The sequence below is a fragment of the Haloparvum alkalitolerans genome (assembly GCF_050122995.1).
Classification (GTDB): domain Archaea; phylum Halobacteriota; class Halobacteria; order Halobacteriales; family Haloferacaceae; genus Haloparvum; species Haloparvum alkalitolerans.
Window position 1 is genome coordinate 111,513 of record NZ_JBNLIA010000013.1, and the last position, 16,264, is coordinate 127,776.

The window sequence follows — 16,264 nt, forward strand, 5'->3', positions numbered from 1 at the left end:
GAGGCCGTTCCCGACCGGCGCATCCACGAGGGAGACCGCGTGTGGCAGGCGGTAGACCGGCGCTACTCGACGATCTCTGAACCGCCCGGCGGCAGGAACTCCTGGATGCGGTCGGCGCTCGCCACCTTGCGGACGAACGACTGGTCCGCGAACCGATTTTTGAACTCGCGGTAGACCATCATCGCGGCGTCGTTTTGCGCGTACATCCCCGGCTCCAACTCGATGCTCGTCGCGACGCGGTCGCGAACCGCCGCCGGCGGGCCGCCGATCACGCGCGTCACCGGTTCACACTGGACGCCGACCGCGACGCGGCAAGCGATGTCCTCGAAGTAAGTGCGGTCACCACGGATGGCGAAGCCGCCCTTCTCGAGGTACTCGCCGCTCTCGGGCGTCTTGGACACCTGGTCCGGCTCGACCATGTAGGCGTCGCCCGCGCCCCGGCCCGCCTTCCAGTCCGAGGAGTACGACACCGCGAACTGCGCCGCCTGCCGGAGCGTCTCCTCGTCGAAGTCGACCGGCTCCGAGGCCTCCGAGGGACCGGCCGCCTTCAGCAGGGTGACCGGGCCGCCGTGGGCCTGCGTGTGGAAGAAGCGGTCGTGTTTGTCCATGTACTTCTTCACCAACTCCTCGTTCTGGTCGGCGTTGCGCCCCCCGATGACGAGGTAGCCGTCCGACGTGTGGAACCAGCGGAAGCGCTCGAACCACTCGTCGGTCGTCCGCAGCGGGACCGACGAGCGCGCGAGCCAGTCGGCCGGCTCGTGGTCCTCCGCCTCCTCCTCGTCGGCTTCCTCGTCCGCCTCGTCTTCCGCCTCCCACTCCTCCTTGCGGCGCTTGACGGCCTCGAGTTCCTCCCGAGTCGCTTCGATGGCCTCCTTGGCGCCCTCCTTTTTCCCCTCGATGCGCTTGGCCTCCTTGTAGAGCTCGTCCGCGTTCACCTCGACGCCCGCGGTCGCGTCGAGTTCGATCTCGGTGTCGTCGAGCGCCACCGTCACGGTTCCCTCGCTGCCGTCCACGTCGGTCACCGCCTCGGCCGCGGGGATGCCGCGCTCGGCGCCGGCCGACAGCGTCTCCGCGATCTCGTCCCACGGGACGCCCTCCTCGCGGGCGTCCTGTACCGTCGAGAGCACCTCGTCGACGAGGTCGTAGTTGGCGTACAGAAGCTCCGCGCGCTCGCGCTCCCGTTCGGCCTGCTGTTCGAACCCCTCGATAGCGCCCTCCTGCTGCTCGATGATGCGCTGCTGTTTCGCGATCTCCTTCTCGAAGTCCGGCTTCGAGGAGCCGATCTCCTCGGGTTCCTCGGCCTCCTCCTCCCGCTCGAAGCGGTAGAAGTAGTCGTCGACGGCCGCGTTGAACGAGTCGTACCCCTCGCTCGCGAGGTCCTCGTGTTCGGTCAGCGGGAACGGGGTCACGTCGACCACGTTCCCGTCGTCGTCCTCGTAGACGCGCGGGTCCAACTCGCCGGCGTGGAGCCGCGCGTCGAGCCGCGCGATGGCGTCGTAGAGGGCGCGGTACTGCTCCTCGGTCGCGTCCGCGATGTCGACGGTCTTCTCGACGCCGGCCCGCGAACAGACCTCCTCCGCGTACAGGCCGCCGAGGTTGAGCTGGGTCGCGAGCGTCCGCACCACGTCGGTGTCTGACTCGTCCATCTTGCGGCCGAAGGCGTCGAAGCTCACGTCCAGCGGGTTGAGCCGGGAGGCGGGGTACTCGTACTGCGAGCCGGGCGCGACGGTCCGGGACTTCAGCCGGACGGTCTCCAACGCGCCGACCACCTCGCCGGTCTCGTCGAGCGCCGCGACGTTCCCCTGTCCGAACAGCTCCGCGACGATGCGCGTGTTGCCGTCCTCGCGCGCGAACTCGAAGGTGAGGATGCGGTCGAACTCGTACTGTTCGACCCCGACGAAGTCCGCGCCCGAGAGCCGATTGCGCAGCATCTTCGCGAAGTTGGGCGGCCGGCCCGGCGCGTCGGGGACGTGTTCCTGTGCCGCGACGTGCGCGCGCTTCACGTCGCCGACCTCGATCAGGAGCTCGACGCGCCCCCGGTCGAAGTCCCGGAGCTTGAGCCGGAGCAGGTCGTCGCCGTAGAGGTAGGCCTTGTCGACCTTCGCCCCCGCGTATCGCCCGAGCTCCGTCACGAGCGCGCGGAGGTCGATGCTCGACAGCTCCGTTTTGCTCTCCATACCCGGACCACACGGGGCCCGGAAAAAGGCGTGTCGTTCGCGGGACCGCAGCGAGCGGGATGCCGGGTGGACGCGAAGCGCCGGCTCACTCCCGGTCGCGACGTCGACGCGCGGCGACGTTCCCGACCGCGGTCGTGACGACCCTACCGCGCCGCCTTCACCAGCGAGCGCAGGTCGAGATGACCCGCGCCGTGGTACTGCTCGCCGCCCGGTTCGCCATCGGTCGCGGTCTCGCGAAGCAGCGACTCCACCTCCGCGACGCCGGCGTCCGGCCGCAGCGACCGCACCAGCGCCACGGCGCCGGACACCTGTGGCGCCGCCATCGACGTCCCCGCCTTCCAGCCGTAGCCCGGAACGACGCCGCCGTCGCCGTCGGGGGAGACGACCGTCGAGAGGACGAGGTCGTAGTACCAGCCGTCGGCGCCGTCGGCTGCCGCGTCGAGGTCCGCGTCGCCGCCCGCCGCGCTCAGATCCACGGCGCTGCCGTAGTTCGTGTAGAAGGCGGGCGAGGAGGTCGGGTCCTCGAGGCGCTTGAGCGCGAGGTCCTCGCGCTGCTTCCGGTCGTCCCACAGGTAGCCGATGGGGCCGGTCGCTGAGACGCCGAAGACGCCCTCCACCTCCGTCGGGAGGCTCAGCACGCCCTCGGCGTCCATGTCGATGCCGTCGTTGCCCGCGGAGTTGACCACGAGCATCCCCCGTTTGCGGGCGTGCGCGGCGGCCCGCTCGTAGGCCTCCTTGACTGACAGCAGCCACGGGAACTCCTCGGGGTCGACGTAGGGGACCGGGTAGCCGAGACTGAGGTTCGCGACGTCGCACCCCTTGTTCGCGGCGTCGACGATCGCCGCGATGACGTCGCCGGTCGCGCCCGCCACTCCGGAGAAGACGCGCAGCGAGACGACCTCCGCGTCCGGCGCGGTGCCGAGGACGCCGTCGCCGGTCGCGTTCGTCGCCGCGACCGTGCCCGCGACGTGCGTGCCGTGGTCGCCGGCGCCGTTCGGCCGGAAGTCGTACGGGTCCGTGGTGAAGTTCGCGGAGAGGTCCGCGTTCACCGCGTCCGCGAGGTCGGGGTGGGCGTCGGAGACGCCGCTGTCGATCACCGCGACGCGAGCGCCCTCGCCGGTCGTCGTGTCGTGGACCGTCCGCCGCTCGTCCGGTCGGTCGGAGAGGTCGCCCAGTCGCTGTGCGCGCTTGTCCCACTGGAGCTCGTTGTTCGTCAAGCCGGCGTCCCAGGCCGGGTCACCGCCCGCGGCGCCGTCCCGGTCGACCTCCGCGACCGGCCCCGCGTTCTCCGGGACCGCTCCCGCGCCGTCCTGGTACACCGTCACGTCCGGCGTCGTCGAGTCGACGCCCGGGACCGCCGCCGGGTCGCCCCGCGCCGCCAGCAGGTCGATTTCGGAGATGTCGTGAACGACCTCCACCTCGTCCGGAACGTCCGCGCGGTCGACCTCCCGAAGGTCGATCAGGAACCGTCCGGAGGCGGGGTCACCGTCGGTCGCGGTCGCCATCCCCGGGATCATCGCCGTTGCGCCCGCCGCACCGAGTCCCCTCAGCAGGGACCGTCTGTCGAAATTCATGTACACCACCCGCTGTGTGAGAGGGTACCATAACTGGCGAGACGGGACTGAAAGCTTTTACTTAAATCCGAGAAAACTGATGTTGTGTTTATTCGTATTCTTCCTTGGCCTGTCGCGGTCCGCGGCGAATAAATGCGGGCGCTGCGAGCGGCCCGGTGCGCCTACGGCGGTACCCGGACCGCACCTCGCGGCTCACCCCCGGTCGCGTTCGAGTTCGCGTTCGACGGCCGCGCGGTCCTCCACGTCCTCCAGCGTCTCGGTCTCCAGGAGCCGCTCCAGTTTGCGCTCGAACTGCTCGTCGGTCAACTCGCCGCTCGCGTAGCGCCGGCGGAGGGTCTCCAGCGGCGTCTCCCCGTCGCCGCCGCGGTCCGCCGACCCGGCGTCGCCGCTCGCGGACTCCTCGCGGTCGCGCTCGTCGGCGGTCCAGTCGTCGACCCACTCCTCGCGGTCCTCGTCGTCGCCGAACAGCTGTGCGACCAGCGGGATCACCGCCGCGTAGCCGACGATCAGGGCCGCGAGCCACCACTCCTGCCCGGTGAAAAACGCCGCCATCCAGATCCCCGTCACGGCGGTCGAGGCGATGCCCACGGCGTTCTCTCGGAGACGCTCGCGCACGGTGGGGTCGCGTGCCGAGGGCTCGCTCGCGGAGGGCTCGCTCATGGCTGCTGATGTGTGGCGGCCGACAAAAACGTTCGCGGTCGGCGTCGTGAGGGGACCCCGCCCGGGTCCGGCCCTCAGAGCCGCTTGGAGACGTACGGCCCGTCCTGTCTGTACCCGAGCTTCTCGCGGTAGTACTGGCGGACGCCGATACCGGAGATGACCGCGAGCTTCGAGAAGCCGGCGTCGCGGGCCAGCTCCTCGGCGTGGGCCAGCAGGCGCTTGCCGTACCCCTTGTGCTGCCAGTCGCCCTCGCCGCCGAGACCGACCTCGCTGCCGTAGACGTGGAGCTCGCGCACGAGCGCCGCGTCCGCGAGCTCGCGTCGGACCGGGTCCGACTCCGCGCCGGGCGTACCGGGCTGGCCGGGGGCGTAGGAGGGGAACCGCAGGCGACAGAAGCCGATCAGCAGGTCGCGGACGGGGTCCTCGAACGCGATGAACTGCTCCGTCCCGCCGCCGGCCTCGTAGGTGGTCACGTTCAGCTCGACCGCGTCCGGGTCGGGGTCGGCCTCGTTCATCCCCACCTCGCGGGCGCGGATGTCGCGGACCTCGATCCCCCTCTCCTCGGCGCGCTGTTCGGCGAGTTGGCGGAGGTTGGACTTCCAGACGCCGGCGTCGATGAAGTCCGCCGGGATGTCCCGCTGGACGCGCTGGAGGCGCGTGTACTCCGGGATCTCGCCCATGATCTCCGCGATGAGGTCCGCGGCCTGCTCGTTGTCGAGGGGGTCGTACTCGTCGCCGTGCCACTGGTCGTAGACGCGCGTCCCTCGGACCACGAGCGTGGGGTAGATCTTGAGGTAGTCCGGCCGCCAGTCGGGGTTGTCGAACAGCTGGCGGAAGTCCTCCAGACACATCTCCTCGGTCATGCCCGGCTGGCCCGGCATCATGTGGAAGCCGACCTTGAACGCGGCGTCGCGGAGCCGGCGGTTGGCGTTCCGCGAGGCAGCGTTGCCGTGCCCGCGGTGCATCTCGCGGTTGATGCGCTCGTAGGTGGTCTGGACGCCGACCTCCACCTTCGTGCCGCCCAGATCCAGCATCCGGTTTATCTGTTCGGGGTCACACCAGTCGGGCTTCGTCTCGAAGGTCGTCCCGATATTCCTGATCTCGTTGGTCTCGTTCTCGGCGATCACGTCCTCCAGGTACTCGAACTCCACCTCGTCGGCCGCGGGGGCGAACGACTCCCCCTCCGCGGGCTCGGGCTCCTTCTCGAGGTCGTAGTCGTTCATCGCCTGCAGCGCGCGCTTGACGAACCACTCCTGGTAGTCGTGCGACCGCGCGGTCATCGTGCCGCCCATCAGGATGAGTTCGACCTTGTCGACGGGGTGGCCGATCTTCCGGAGCTGTTCGAGCCGCAGGGTGACCTGTCCGTAGGGGTCGTAGTCGTTCTGCTCGCCGCGGGCCGCGGCCGGCTCGTGGCCGGTGTACGACTGCGCGGAGGAGAACTCGGAGGCGGGGCCGCCCGGACAGTAGAGGCACTTCCCGTGCGGGCACATCTTCGGCGAGGTCATGATCGCGACCGGCGAGACGCCGGAGGCAGTGCGGACGGGCTTGCGCCGCACGACCTCCTTCACCTCGTCGCGGAACTCCGCGGGCGCGTAGTCGAGGATCTCGGTGTTCTTGGGCACCTTCGGCGAGGAGAACTCCGAGCAGACGTCGAGCTTCGCGGACTCGAGGTCGTCGCGCTCGACCTCGCCCGCGAGGATGCGGTCGACCAGCTCCTCGCAGGCGTTCACGAACGCCTCGGGTTCCGTCTCGTCGCTCGGCGCGTCCGTACTCATTACGACTGGATCGACGGGTTTCGCGGTTAAGGGTATCGCTCGCGAGAGGTCGCGCTACCGAACACCGAGATAACCGGCCGTCACTCCTCGCCGTAGTAGTCGTCACCGGTCGAGGCCGAACTCGACCGCGTCTGGGCCGCGTACGAGGCGAGGCGGTCGTCGTCCGCGACGGCCCAGTATCGGCCGCGGTGACGGACGAGCCCACGGTCCTCCAGCCGCGACAGCGCCGCTCCGACGCTCCCGCGCTTGATCCCGGTTGCCTCGTGGATCTCCGTCTGCGTAAACGCCGCGTCGTCGTGCTCCGCGAGGAACAGGAGGATCCGGTACGGCTGCGTCCCCTCCTCTAGATCGAGGAGGTCCGTAGGCCCCTCATCGAACCGGTCGATGCGAATCGGCATGCCAAATAGAACGTAATAGAACGCAATAAATATATGGGGGAATCAGGAGGATGGCCAACTCGGGGGAATTTCTCGGCTGTGAGATGGCCACAGAAACGAGCGTTTTCTCACACGATGCTGAGGCGGTAGCTGTGCGGTATTTCTGTAAGCGAAGCGGTCGCGGTGCGGTTTTGTTGATGTCGTGGCACCGCGGCGGCCCTTTTTGATCGACATTTTTCGAGGAGTGGTGAGCGCGGCGCCTGCGCCGCGCGAACCCGACGATGAAAAAGGTCGGGTTGCGGTGCGGGTTTCTGTCGGGGTCGTGGTACCGCGGCGGCGCGAGGGCGCGAAGCGCCCGCAGCGCCGACCGCGGCCCCTTTTTGGTCGAGCTTTTTCAAGGGCGGGTGAGCGCGCCGCTGTGCGGCGCGCAAACCCAACCGCAGAAAAAGGTCGGTGTTAGTACTTCGGGTCCGCGCCGGTCGTCTCGTAGACGCGCTCCATGATCGCGTCGCGCTGCTCGGTCCAGCGCGCCATCTCGTCGGGGTGGGAGGGGTACGACTCGTAGTGGGCGAGCAGTTCGTCCGCGAGCTGTTTCGTCTCGTAGAAGTTCCAGATCTGGCGCCAGTAGCCGAAGCTCTTGATCGCGGACTTCAGCTTGAGCGTCAGCGACATCGAGGTGGAGCCCTCGTAGAGCGCCTCCGCGAGGTTCTCGCCCGGGAGCGACGCCAGCAGGCCCATCAGGTCGTCCACGTCGACCGCGGTCGAGAGGATGTTGTACACGTCAAGGGCGGCGTATCGGCCGCCGAAGTGGTCCATCACGCGCTCGTTGTAGCGCCAGAGCGCGTCCTCGCTCACGTCGCCGTCGGTGACGGCCTCGACCGCCTGCTCGCCGGCGTACTGGCCGGCGTAGGCGGCGCCCGCGATGCCGCCGCCCGTGGTGGGGTTGACGTGGGCGGCCGCGTCGCCGACCGCGATGTACCCCGGCGCGGTCGCGGAGTCGTAGGGGCGGCGGGTCGGGAGCGCGGCGCCGAGCTTGTCCGAGACCTCCGCGTCCTCGAACTCGGGGCGGTCGCGGAGGTCCTTCTTCAGCGAGTCGACGAGCTTCATCGGCTCCTCGTTCATCTGGAAGCCGAGGCCGGCGTTGATCGTCGTGTCGGTCCGCGGGAAGTACCAGAGGTAGCCCGCGGCGCGCTCGGTGGGCTTGAACACGAGCGCGTCGTCCCACTCGACCGGCTCGGGCACCTCGACGATCTCGCGGTACGCCGAGCAGAACTGCGAGTAGCTGACGTTCGTGTCGAAGGTGGCGTCCTCGAAGTCGGTCTTGTCCTGCAGGATCGAGAGCGCGCCCGCGCCGTCGATCAGCAGGTCCGCGTCGTAGCTGACGCCCTCGCCGCGGCGTTTGCCGACGACGCCGGTGACGGTACCGTCGTCGGCCTGCTCCACCTCGGAGACGACGGTGTCGTAGTGGAACTCCACGCCCGCGTTCTCCGCGCCCTCGATGAGCTTGCGGCCGTACTCCCAGCGGTCGATGACCGCGAGTTCGCCGGGGACGGGGATCTCGAGCACCGTGTCCTCCTTCGGAATCTCGAAGCGGCCGTGGTCGACGCCCGTGTTGGTGAACGCCGACTCGATCTGCGATTTGGGGATCGCGTCGGGGAACGCGTCGGCCCCCTTGAGCGCGTCGCCGCAGGCGATGTGGCCCGCCTCCTCGGCGGTCTTTCGCTCCACGACGACGACGTCGAGCCCCTCCCGGGCGATCGTCGCCGCGGCGTAACAGCCGGCGGTGCCCGCGCCGACCACGACGACGTCGTACTCGTGACTGCTCATGCCCGGGAGGTGGTCCCCGCGGTGGCAAAACTCTTTATGCCCGTTTGCGTCGCTTTCGGGGAGTCAGAAGGGGGAGACGCGGCGCGGTGTCGGCCAGCCCGCGGACCTCAGTCCTCGGTCTCGTAGTGTTCGCCGGCCGCCTCGGGGAGCCGCGTCCGGCCCACGAGCGCGAGGACGACGATGACGACGACGTACGGGATGGTCTGGACGAGCGTGTCCGGGACCGCGTAGCCGAGCTGCTGGAGCCGGACCTGCATCGCGTCGAGGCCGGCGAACAGCACGCCGGCGCCGAACGCGCCTATCGGGTTGTAGTTGCCGAACAGGTACGCGACGATGGCGATGAACCCCTTCCCCTGCACCATCGTCTCGCCCGAGCCGACGAACTGGCCGATCGAGAGCGCGAGCGCCGAGCCGCCGACCCCCGAGAGCACGCCCGACAGCAGGACGCCGGCGTGGCGCACCCTCGAGACGGAGACGCCGACGGTGTCGAGCGCCTTCGGGTTCTCGCCGGCCGCGCGCAGGTGCTTGCCGAAGGCGGTGCGGTTCAGCGTCCACCACGAGGCGGCCGTGGCGACCACGACCATCGCGGCCGAGTAGGCCCAGCCGACGCTGACGCCGAGGTTCGGGGTGTTCACGCCGCCGAAGAACACCGTCGACATGAACGGCGCCAGCCCGAGCGCGATGAGCCAGACCGCCAGCCCGGCGATGATCTGGTCGGCCTTGAACTCGATGCAGACGATCCCGAAGACGCCCGCGAGCGCGGTCGAAGCGGCGACGCCCGCGAGGAACCCGACGACGATGGCGGGCACCCCCAGCACGGCGTTTCCGGCGCCCACCAGGCTCGTGGCGTACACCGAGACGAACGCCGAGATGATCAGCAGCCCCTCCAGCCCGATGTTGATCACGCCCGACTTCTCGGCGAAGATGCCGCCGAGTGCGGCCAGCACGATGGGGGCCGCGAGTCGCGCCGTCGCTGTCGCGGTGCCGACGTTGAAGACGATCCCGGAGAGATCGCCGGCGATGGAGTCGGGGAACAGCAGCCCGCCGATCCCGAGCGCCGTCAACAGGACGGAAAGCGCGATCCCCGCGAGCGCGAGCGAGCGCACGTAGTCGTCCTCGATCAGGTCGTCGACGACCGGCACGTGCACCTCGTCGATCGGGTTACGCATCGGTCTCACCCCCCTCGGACGCGGCCGCGGCGTCGTCGGTCGTCCCCCTCGCGGGACCGCCCCCGTCCAGTCCCGCGAACCGGCCGATCATCCGGAAGAACTCCGGCATCGCGACGAAGAGGATGATGAGCCCGCGCAGCACCGCCACCAGCTCCGTCGGCACGTCGGTCTGGAACCCGATCTCCAGTGCACCGCCCTTCAGCAGCCCGAACAGGAACGCCGCCGGGAAGACGCCGAGCGGGTTGTTGCCGGCGAGGATCGAGACCGTGATACCGTCGAAGCCGAGGTCCGGGACGGAGGCGATCCAGCGACCCTCGGACATCAGCACCCACACCGCGCCGCCGACGCCGCCGAGCGCGCCGGAGAGCGTCATCGCGCGGACCGTCGTGAGCTTGGCGTCGACGCCGCCGTACTCGGCCGCGGCCGGCTGGATGCCGCTCGTGCGCAGGTCGTAGCCGAACGTCGTGTGTTCGATGAGGACGTAGAGGCCGACGACGAACAGCACGCCGGCGAGCAGCGCGGCCTCCGCGAAGTCGCTGGAGCCGGGGAAGAACCACGGCTGTATCTGGGCGTGTTCCGGAACGTACTGGGTGGCGACGACGGAGCTCCCCTCGGCGCGGAACACCTCCAGCACGAGGACGTACGCGATGTTCGCCGCGATGAAGTTGAGCATGATCGTCGTGATCACCTCGTTGGCGTCGGCGTACGCCTTCAGCGCGCCGGGGATGGCGCCCCACACGCCGCCGGCGATGGCCCCGGCGAGGACGCCGATGACGATCAGGGCGGTGCCGCCGAGTCGTCCGGTCGGAAACACGGGCGCGGCCGCGACGACCACCAGCGCGGTCGCGAGGCCCCCGACCACGAGCTGGCCCTGCGTCCCGATGTTGAACAGGCCGGCGCGGAACGCGACCGCGACGGACAGCCCCGTGAACACCAAAAGCGTCGTCTCCGACAGCGTCAGCCCCAGCGAGAGGTTGAACGGCGTCCAGTCGGGGTTGAACAGCCCCGGCTCCCCGAACGCGAAGGGGTAGCCGAGGGCCCCGTTGAACAGCACGGCGTACACCTGGAACGGGTCGTAACAGAAGCCGAGCCCGGTCACGGGCATCGTCCACGCGGCGGTCTCGCAGGCCGCGACCCGCCCCGATGCGAGAATGATGAAGAAGCCGACGACGATCGACAGGAAGATGGCCGCCACGCTGATCAGTAGCCGCTCGGCCACCGACAGATCGACGAACGACCGCAGGAACTCCCGAACCGACCGCGCTATCGCGTCGGTCCGGCTCACGCGTCCACCTCCTCGTCCCCGTCGGTCCCGTCCGCCGCCGAGCCGTGAGCGAGGTCGTCACCCGCGGCTTCGCGTACGCGTGCGGTCTCGATGGACTCGTCGTCCGGCGACTCCCCGGCCATCAGTAGTCCGAGTTCCTCCTCGGTCACCGTTCCCGGATCGACCACGCCCGAGAACGTGCCCTCGTGCATCACCGCGAGCCGGTCGGAGAGCCCCTGCACCTCGTCGAGCTTCGAGGAGACGAGCAACACCGCCTTTCCCTCGGCGCGGAGCTCGAGCAGGCGGTCGTGGATGAACTCGGTCGAGCCGATGTCGACGCCGCGAGTCGGGTGAGTCGCCACGACGAGGTCGGGGTCGCGCTCGAACTCCCGGCCGACGATGAACTTCTGCTGGTTGCCGCCGGAGAGGGACTCCGCGGTCGCCTCGCGGTCCGGCGGCCGCACGTCGTACGCCTCGATGACCCGGTCCGCGTGGTCCTTGGAGGCGTCCCAGTCGATCCGGCCGGACGACGCGAACGGGGGGTCGTGCTGGCTGCCCAGGATGCCGTTCTGCGTCAGCTCGTAGGACATCACCAGCCCGCGCTCCTGTCTGTCCTCGGGTACGTACGCCATCCCTCGGTCGATCCGTTCGCGTCGGGAGACGTCGTCCATTGGCTCGCCGAGGTACCTGACCGACCCCGCGGTCGCTTCGCGGAGCCCGGTGATCGCCTCGACGAGCTGTGACTGTCCGTTGCCGTCGACGCCCGCGATCCCGAAGACCTCGCCGGCGCGGATATCGAAGGAGACGCCCGAGACGGCCTCGACGCCGCGGTCGTCGTCGGCCCGGAGGTTCGAGACGCCGAGAACACGCTCGCCCGGCTCCCGGGGATCCGCAGCCGGCTCCATCAGCACCTCGCGGCCGACCATCATCTCCGCGAGGTCCTCGCGGGTCACCTCGTCGGTCGAGACGGTGCCGACGTTGACGCCGTCGCGGAGGACGGTCACGTCGTCGGCCGCGCGGAGCGCCTCGCCGAGCTTGTGGGAGATGAAGATGATCGTCTTCCCCTGATCGGTCAGCTCATCGAAGACAGCGTAGAGGTCCTCGACCTCCTGTGGCGTCAACACGGCGGTCGGTTCGTCCAGGATCAGGATGTCGGCGCCGCGATACAGCGCCTTCAGGATCTCGACCCGCTGTTGGACGCCGACGGAGACGTCCTCGATGCGCGCGTTCGGGTCCACGTCGAACCCGTATCGCTCGCTCAGTTCCCGGACCGCCTCGCGGGCGGCGTCGGCGTCGACGCGGAGCCCGCCCCACGTCGTCGGCTCGTTACCGAGGACGACGTTCTCCCAGACGGTCATCGGGTCGACCAGCATGAAGTGCTGGTGGATCATCCCGATTCCGGCGTCGATCGCGTCGCGCGGCGAGTCGAACTGCCGCGGCGCGCCGTCGATGCGGACGGTCCCCTTCGTGGGTTCATAGAGCCCGTACAACACGTTCATCAGCGTGGTCTTGCCCGCTCCGTTCTCGCCGAGCAGGGCGTGGACGCTCCCGCGCTCGACCACGAGGTCCACGTCGTCGTTGGCGACGACCCCGGGGAACCGTTTCGTGATGCTGTCCAGGTGGACCGCCGGGTTCATTGACCGATCGGTCCGCGGGGAGCGGTAAAAGCCCGCGGATCCGAACTGGCGACTCGCCGTCAGAACCGGTCTCGGCGGCGCTGGCGCCGGTTCGGGGTCGAGACAGCAAAGGCTCGGCGTCGTGTCGACGGCACCGCGGAAGCGGGACGGCTCAGTTGCCGTCCGGCTCGGTCGGGACGTCGATGTCGCCGGCGATGATCGCGTCGCGAGCGTCGCTGACGGCGGTCGTCGCGTCGTCGGGTATCTCCCCGCCGATCTCGTCGCCGTAGACGCACTCCACGCCGTTGGACTCCAGCCCGAGTTCGACGACGCTGCCGCCCTGGTGGTCGTCGTCGACCACGTTCGAGATGGACTGGAACACCGCGTTGTCGACGCGCTTCACCATCGACGCGAGGATCACGTCGGAGAACTCCGGCTCGGTGATCGACTGGTCGAGGTCGACGCCGAACGCGAACCGACCCTCCTCCTGGGCCGCCTGGAACACGCCGACGCCCGTTGCGCCCGAGGCGTGGTAGACGATGTCCGCGCCGCTCTGGTACATCGACAGCGCGGCCTCCTTCCCGCCGGAGGGGTCGGAGTAGCTCCCGACGTAGCTGGTGATGACGTCGACGTCGTCCGTCGCGTAGTCGACTCCGGCCTCGAAGCCGGCCTGGAACCGGCGGATGACCGGGCTGTCGACGCCGCCGACGAAGCCGACGTTCGTGGAGTCGCCGGCCGTCTGGCCCGCGCCGGCCGAGAAGGAGGTCGTCGTCAGGTTGCCCGCGAGCACGCCCATCAGGAACGAGCCCTCGTGCTCCTTGAACACGTAGTTCGCGACGTTCGGCTCCTCCAGCACGGAGTCGACGAGCATGAAGTTCTGCTCGGGGAACTGGGGCGCGTTCTCCGCGAGCGCGTCCGTCTGGTTGAACCCGATACAGGAGACGAGGTCGTAATCGGGGTCGGTCGAGCTGGCGTAGCGCTGCTGGTACTGGCCGAACTCGCCGGTCCCCTCGGGCTGGGACTCGTCGAAGGAGATGCCGAGCTCCTCTTCGGCACGGACGACGCCCTCGCGGGCGGCGTCGTTGAAGGAGTTGTCGCCGAGGCCGCCGTCGGAGTAGACCATGCCGACGTGCGCCGGCACGTCGCCGCCGGACTCGGTCTCGCCGTCCCCGCCGGTCTCCGTCTCCTCCCCGTCGGAGCCGCCCTCCGTCTCCTCGCCGCCGGAGCCGCCGTCCTCCGGACCGCCGGTACAGCCCGCCAGCCCGACGATACCGGCCGCGCTTGCCGCCTTGATGAACCGCCGCCGATTCGGATCGGATGCCATGTCGTCTGAAACGGGAACGCTCGCGGGCATAAATTCGTCGCTATGCGGACATCGTATTGCACGTTCGTCCGACACGTCCCCCGTTCCGGCCCGAAACGCGGGCGGATCTGCGGGACGCTGTACACCTCCGTGCGGTGTATGGATCGATCACCAGAAACACCGCCGGGGGTCGTCCCGTCAGGCCCCGGACGCCCCGTCGACCGCGTCGGCGACGACGCCGCTCGCCTCCTCGACGAGCGCGTCCACCTCGTCGCTCTCCGCGTAGACGCGGACGTACGGCTCTGTTCCGGAGGGACGCACCAGCACCCACGAGGCGTCGGGGAACTCCAGCCTGACGCCGTGTTCGGTCGAGACGTCCGCCTCGGGGAACGCGTCGGGGAGCGCCGTCTCGAGGCGCGCCATCACCCCGGTCTTGCGGTCGTCGGGACAGTCGACGCTGACCTTGCGGTAGGGGCGTTCTGTCACGGGCTCGCGGAGGGTCTCCAATCCCTCCGCGGCCACGAGCCGTGCGATCACGGCCGCCGAGCAGACGCCGTCGATCCAGCCGCCGAAGCCGGCGTGGACGTGCTTCCACGGCTCCGCGGCGAACACCACCTCGGCGTCGGGCGCCTCGCCCGAGGCGGCCGCGGCCTCGACGCTCGCGATACCCTCGTGGAGCGCGCCGAGCCGAACGCGCTCGACGCGCCCGCCCGCGGCCGCGACGCGCTCGTCGATGCGCCCGGACGCGTTCGGCGTCGTCACGACCACCGGGTCGTCGCCGTCGTGGGCGCGCGTGTAGTGCTCCGCGAGGACCGCGAGCACCGTGTCCTCGTGGACGACCTCGCCGTCGGCGTCGATCAGGACGATGCGGTCCGCGTCCCCGTCGTGTCCGATGCCAAAGGCGAACCCCTCGGCGTCGCCGTCCTCGGCTTTCTCTCCCCCGGCGTCGTCCGCTCCGCCCGGTCGGCCGGGCGCCGCGACGTCCTCGTTGGCGTCCGCGACGAACGCGCGCAGGTCCGCGAGCGTCTCGGGGGTCGGCTTGCTCCCGCGGCCGGGGAAGTGCCCGTCGACGTTGGCGTTGAGCGTGACGACCTCGGCGCCGAGTTCCCGGAGGACCTGCGGGGTCGCGACCGACGCCATCCCGTTGCCGCAGTCGACCGCGACGCGGAGCCCGTCGAGCGGCGCGCCGAAGCGCCGGGCGTAGTCGGCGACGGCCGCGCGGTAGTCGGGGAGCACCTCGATCCGCTCGGAGTCGGTCCACGCGTCCCAGTCGGTCGGGGACGGGTCGTCCGCGACGCGCTCCTCGACGGCGGCCTCGATGTCCCGGTCGAACTCCGTCGCGTCCCGGAACAGCTTGATCCCGTTGTCGTGCGGCGGGTTGTGCGAGGCGGTGAGCATCACGCCGTGGCGCTCGCGGGCGGCGTACGCCAGCGCCGGCGTGGGGAGCACGCCCGCCCGGAGGACCTTCGAGCCCGCGGCGCTCAGTCCGGCCTCCGCCGCCGCCGCGAGCGCCGGGCCGGTCACGCGACCGTCGCGTCCGACGACGACCTCCGGTGGCTCGCCCTCGGCCGGGTCCTCGGAGCCGGCCCCCGGTTCCTCCGCCGCTTCCCGCGCTATCGCGCCGACCGCGCTGCCGACCGCGAGCGCCAGGGCCGGCGTCACCCGGTCCTCGACGCCGCCGCGGATCCCTGCGGTACCGAACAGTTCCATGGGCGAGTCGTCGGCCGGCGCGCGTTAGAAGCCGTCGGTTGCGCGCGGGCGTCCGTTTGAAGTTCGCCGGCCGCGATCCGTTCCGCATGAGCGAGCGCACCCGCGCACACGTCCACGTCTCCGGGACCGTACAGGGCGTCTACTACCGCGCGAACACCCGCGACGCGGCCCGCGAGAAAGGGGTCGACGGCTGGGTCAGAAACCTCGACGACGGTCGAGTGGAGGCGGTCTTCGAGGGACCCACGCCCGCCGTCGAGGAGCTAGTCGCGTGGTGCGAGACCGGCAGCCCCGCCGCCGACGTCGACGACGTGGCGGTGACGTGGGAGGACCCGGAGGGGATCGAGGGGTTCGAGGTCCGCTGGTAGCCGGCTCGCCTCAGACCACGTCGGCGGCGGCCGTGTCGAGTCCGGCGACGTACTTCGCGATGTCCGTCGTGGAGACCATACCGATGAGTCCCTCCTCCTCGTCGACGACCGGCACGTGGTGGAAGCCGTGCTCGGTCATCAGGTTCGCGACCTCCTGGACGGAGTCCTGTGCACCGGCGGTCACCACGTCCGTCGACATGTAACGCTCGACGGTCGTCTCGGCCTTCGGCTTGCTCGCGGCGACGATGGCGACGAAGTCCGTCGTGGTGAGGATCCCCCGCAGCGCGCCGTCCTCGCCGACGACGAGCAGCGAACCGATCCCCTGATCGAGCATCAGGTCCGCGGCCGGCTCGACGAAGGTGTCCGGCGTCACCGTCACGGGGTCGGTGCTCATCACGCGGGCGACGAGAACGTCTTGCATGGCTAACCGTGACACAGGCGCGGACA

13 protein-coding genes are annotated in these 16,264 nt (G+C 69.9%); 1 reads left to right on the forward strand and 12 read right to left on the reverse strand.

Annotated features, from left to right (window positions below):
* Positions 1-62: 62 nt before the first annotated feature.
* The 11 genes from rqcH to ACQE3L_RS12825 all read right to left on the reverse strand — a co-directional run bounded on the left by rqcH (position 63) and on the right by ACQE3L_RS12825 (position 15,452).
* Entirely contained in the window at positions 63-2,177 is a 2,115-nt protein-coding gene (rqcH, locus tag ACQE3L_RS12775; protein ID WP_426964240.1) for a ribosome rescue protein RqcH, read from the reverse strand.
* Between the two features lie 143 nt (positions 2,178-2,320).
* Positions 2,321-3,751 carry a S8 family peptidase gene (locus ACQE3L_RS12780; protein WP_426964241.1) on the reverse strand — a complete coding sequence of 477 codons (1,431 nt, stop codon included), beginning with the start codon at positions 3,749-3,751 and terminating at the stop codon, positions 2,321-2,323.
* 192 nt (positions 3,752-3,943) lie between these two features.
* On the reverse strand, positions 3,944-4,411 hold the full coding sequence (locus ACQE3L_RS12785; RefSeq protein WP_426964242.1) for an SHOCT domain-containing protein: 468 nt from the start codon (positions 4,409-4,411) through the stop codon (positions 3,944-3,946).
* 74 nt (positions 4,412-4,485) lie between these two features.
* Complete coding sequence (locus ACQE3L_RS12790) at positions 4,486-6,186, reverse strand: tRNA uridine(34) 5-carboxymethylaminomethyl modification radical SAM/GNAT enzyme Elp3 (RefSeq protein WP_426964244.1); 1,701 nt, start codon at positions 6,184-6,186, stop codon at positions 4,486-4,488.
* An 80-nt stretch (positions 6,187-6,266) separates the two neighbouring features.
* Positions 6,267-6,584, reverse strand: coding sequence for a helix-turn-helix transcriptional regulator (locus tag ACQE3L_RS12795; protein ID WP_426964246.1), 318 nt, complete (start codon positions 6,582-6,584; stop codon positions 6,267-6,269).
* A gap of 435 nt (positions 6,585-7,019) precedes the next feature.
* Complete coding sequence (locus ACQE3L_RS12800; protein ID WP_426964247.1) at positions 7,020-8,390, reverse strand: geranylgeranyl reductase family protein; 1,371 nt, start codon at positions 8,388-8,390, stop codon at positions 7,020-7,022.
* Between the two features lie 107 nt (positions 8,391-8,497).
* Positions 8,498-9,559: an ABC transporter permease gene (locus ACQE3L_RS12805; protein ID WP_426964249.1), complete on the reverse strand. Its 1,062-nt coding sequence runs from the start codon at positions 9,557-9,559 to the stop codon at positions 8,498-8,500.
* Positions 9,552-10,844, reverse strand: coding sequence for an ABC transporter permease (locus tag ACQE3L_RS12810; RefSeq protein WP_426964251.1), 1,293 nt, complete (start codon positions 10,842-10,844; stop codon positions 9,552-9,554). The genes ACQE3L_RS12805 and ACQE3L_RS12810 overlap by 8 nt, the downstream gene beginning before the upstream one ends.
* Positions 10,841-12,460: an ABC transporter ATP-binding protein gene (locus tag ACQE3L_RS12815; protein WP_426964252.1), complete on the reverse strand. Its 1,620-nt coding sequence runs from the start codon at positions 12,458-12,460 to the stop codon at positions 10,841-10,843. Before ACQE3L_RS12815 ends, ACQE3L_RS12810 begins: the two co-directional genes overlap by 4 nt.
* 151 nt (positions 12,461-12,611) lie before the next feature.
* Positions 12,612-13,763, reverse strand: a complete 1,152-nt coding sequence (locus ACQE3L_RS12820; RefSeq protein ID WP_426964253.1) for a BMP family lipoprotein — start codon at positions 13,761-13,763, stop codon at positions 12,612-12,614.
* Between the two features lie 177 nt (positions 13,764-13,940).
* Positions 13,941-15,452: a phosphohexomutase domain-containing protein gene (locus ACQE3L_RS12825; protein WP_426964254.1), complete on the reverse strand. Its 1,512-nt coding sequence runs from the start codon at positions 15,450-15,452 to the stop codon at positions 13,941-13,943.
* An 86-nt stretch (positions 15,453-15,538) separates the two neighbouring features.
* Here ACQE3L_RS12825 and ACQE3L_RS12830 point away from each other — a divergent pair, with 86 nt between their 5' ends.
* Positions 15,539-15,817, forward strand: coding sequence for an acylphosphatase (locus tag ACQE3L_RS12830; protein WP_426964255.1), 279 nt, complete (start codon positions 15,539-15,541; stop codon positions 15,815-15,817).
* Positions 15,818-15,827: 10 nt separating this feature from the next.
* On the opposite strand, the gene ACQE3L_RS12835 is transcribed toward ACQE3L_RS12830, so the two are convergent.
* Complete coding sequence (locus tag ACQE3L_RS12835; RefSeq protein WP_426964256.1) at positions 15,828-16,238, reverse strand: CBS domain-containing protein; 411 nt, start codon at positions 16,236-16,238, stop codon at positions 15,828-15,830.
* Positions 16,239-16,264 lie beyond the last annotated feature (26 nt).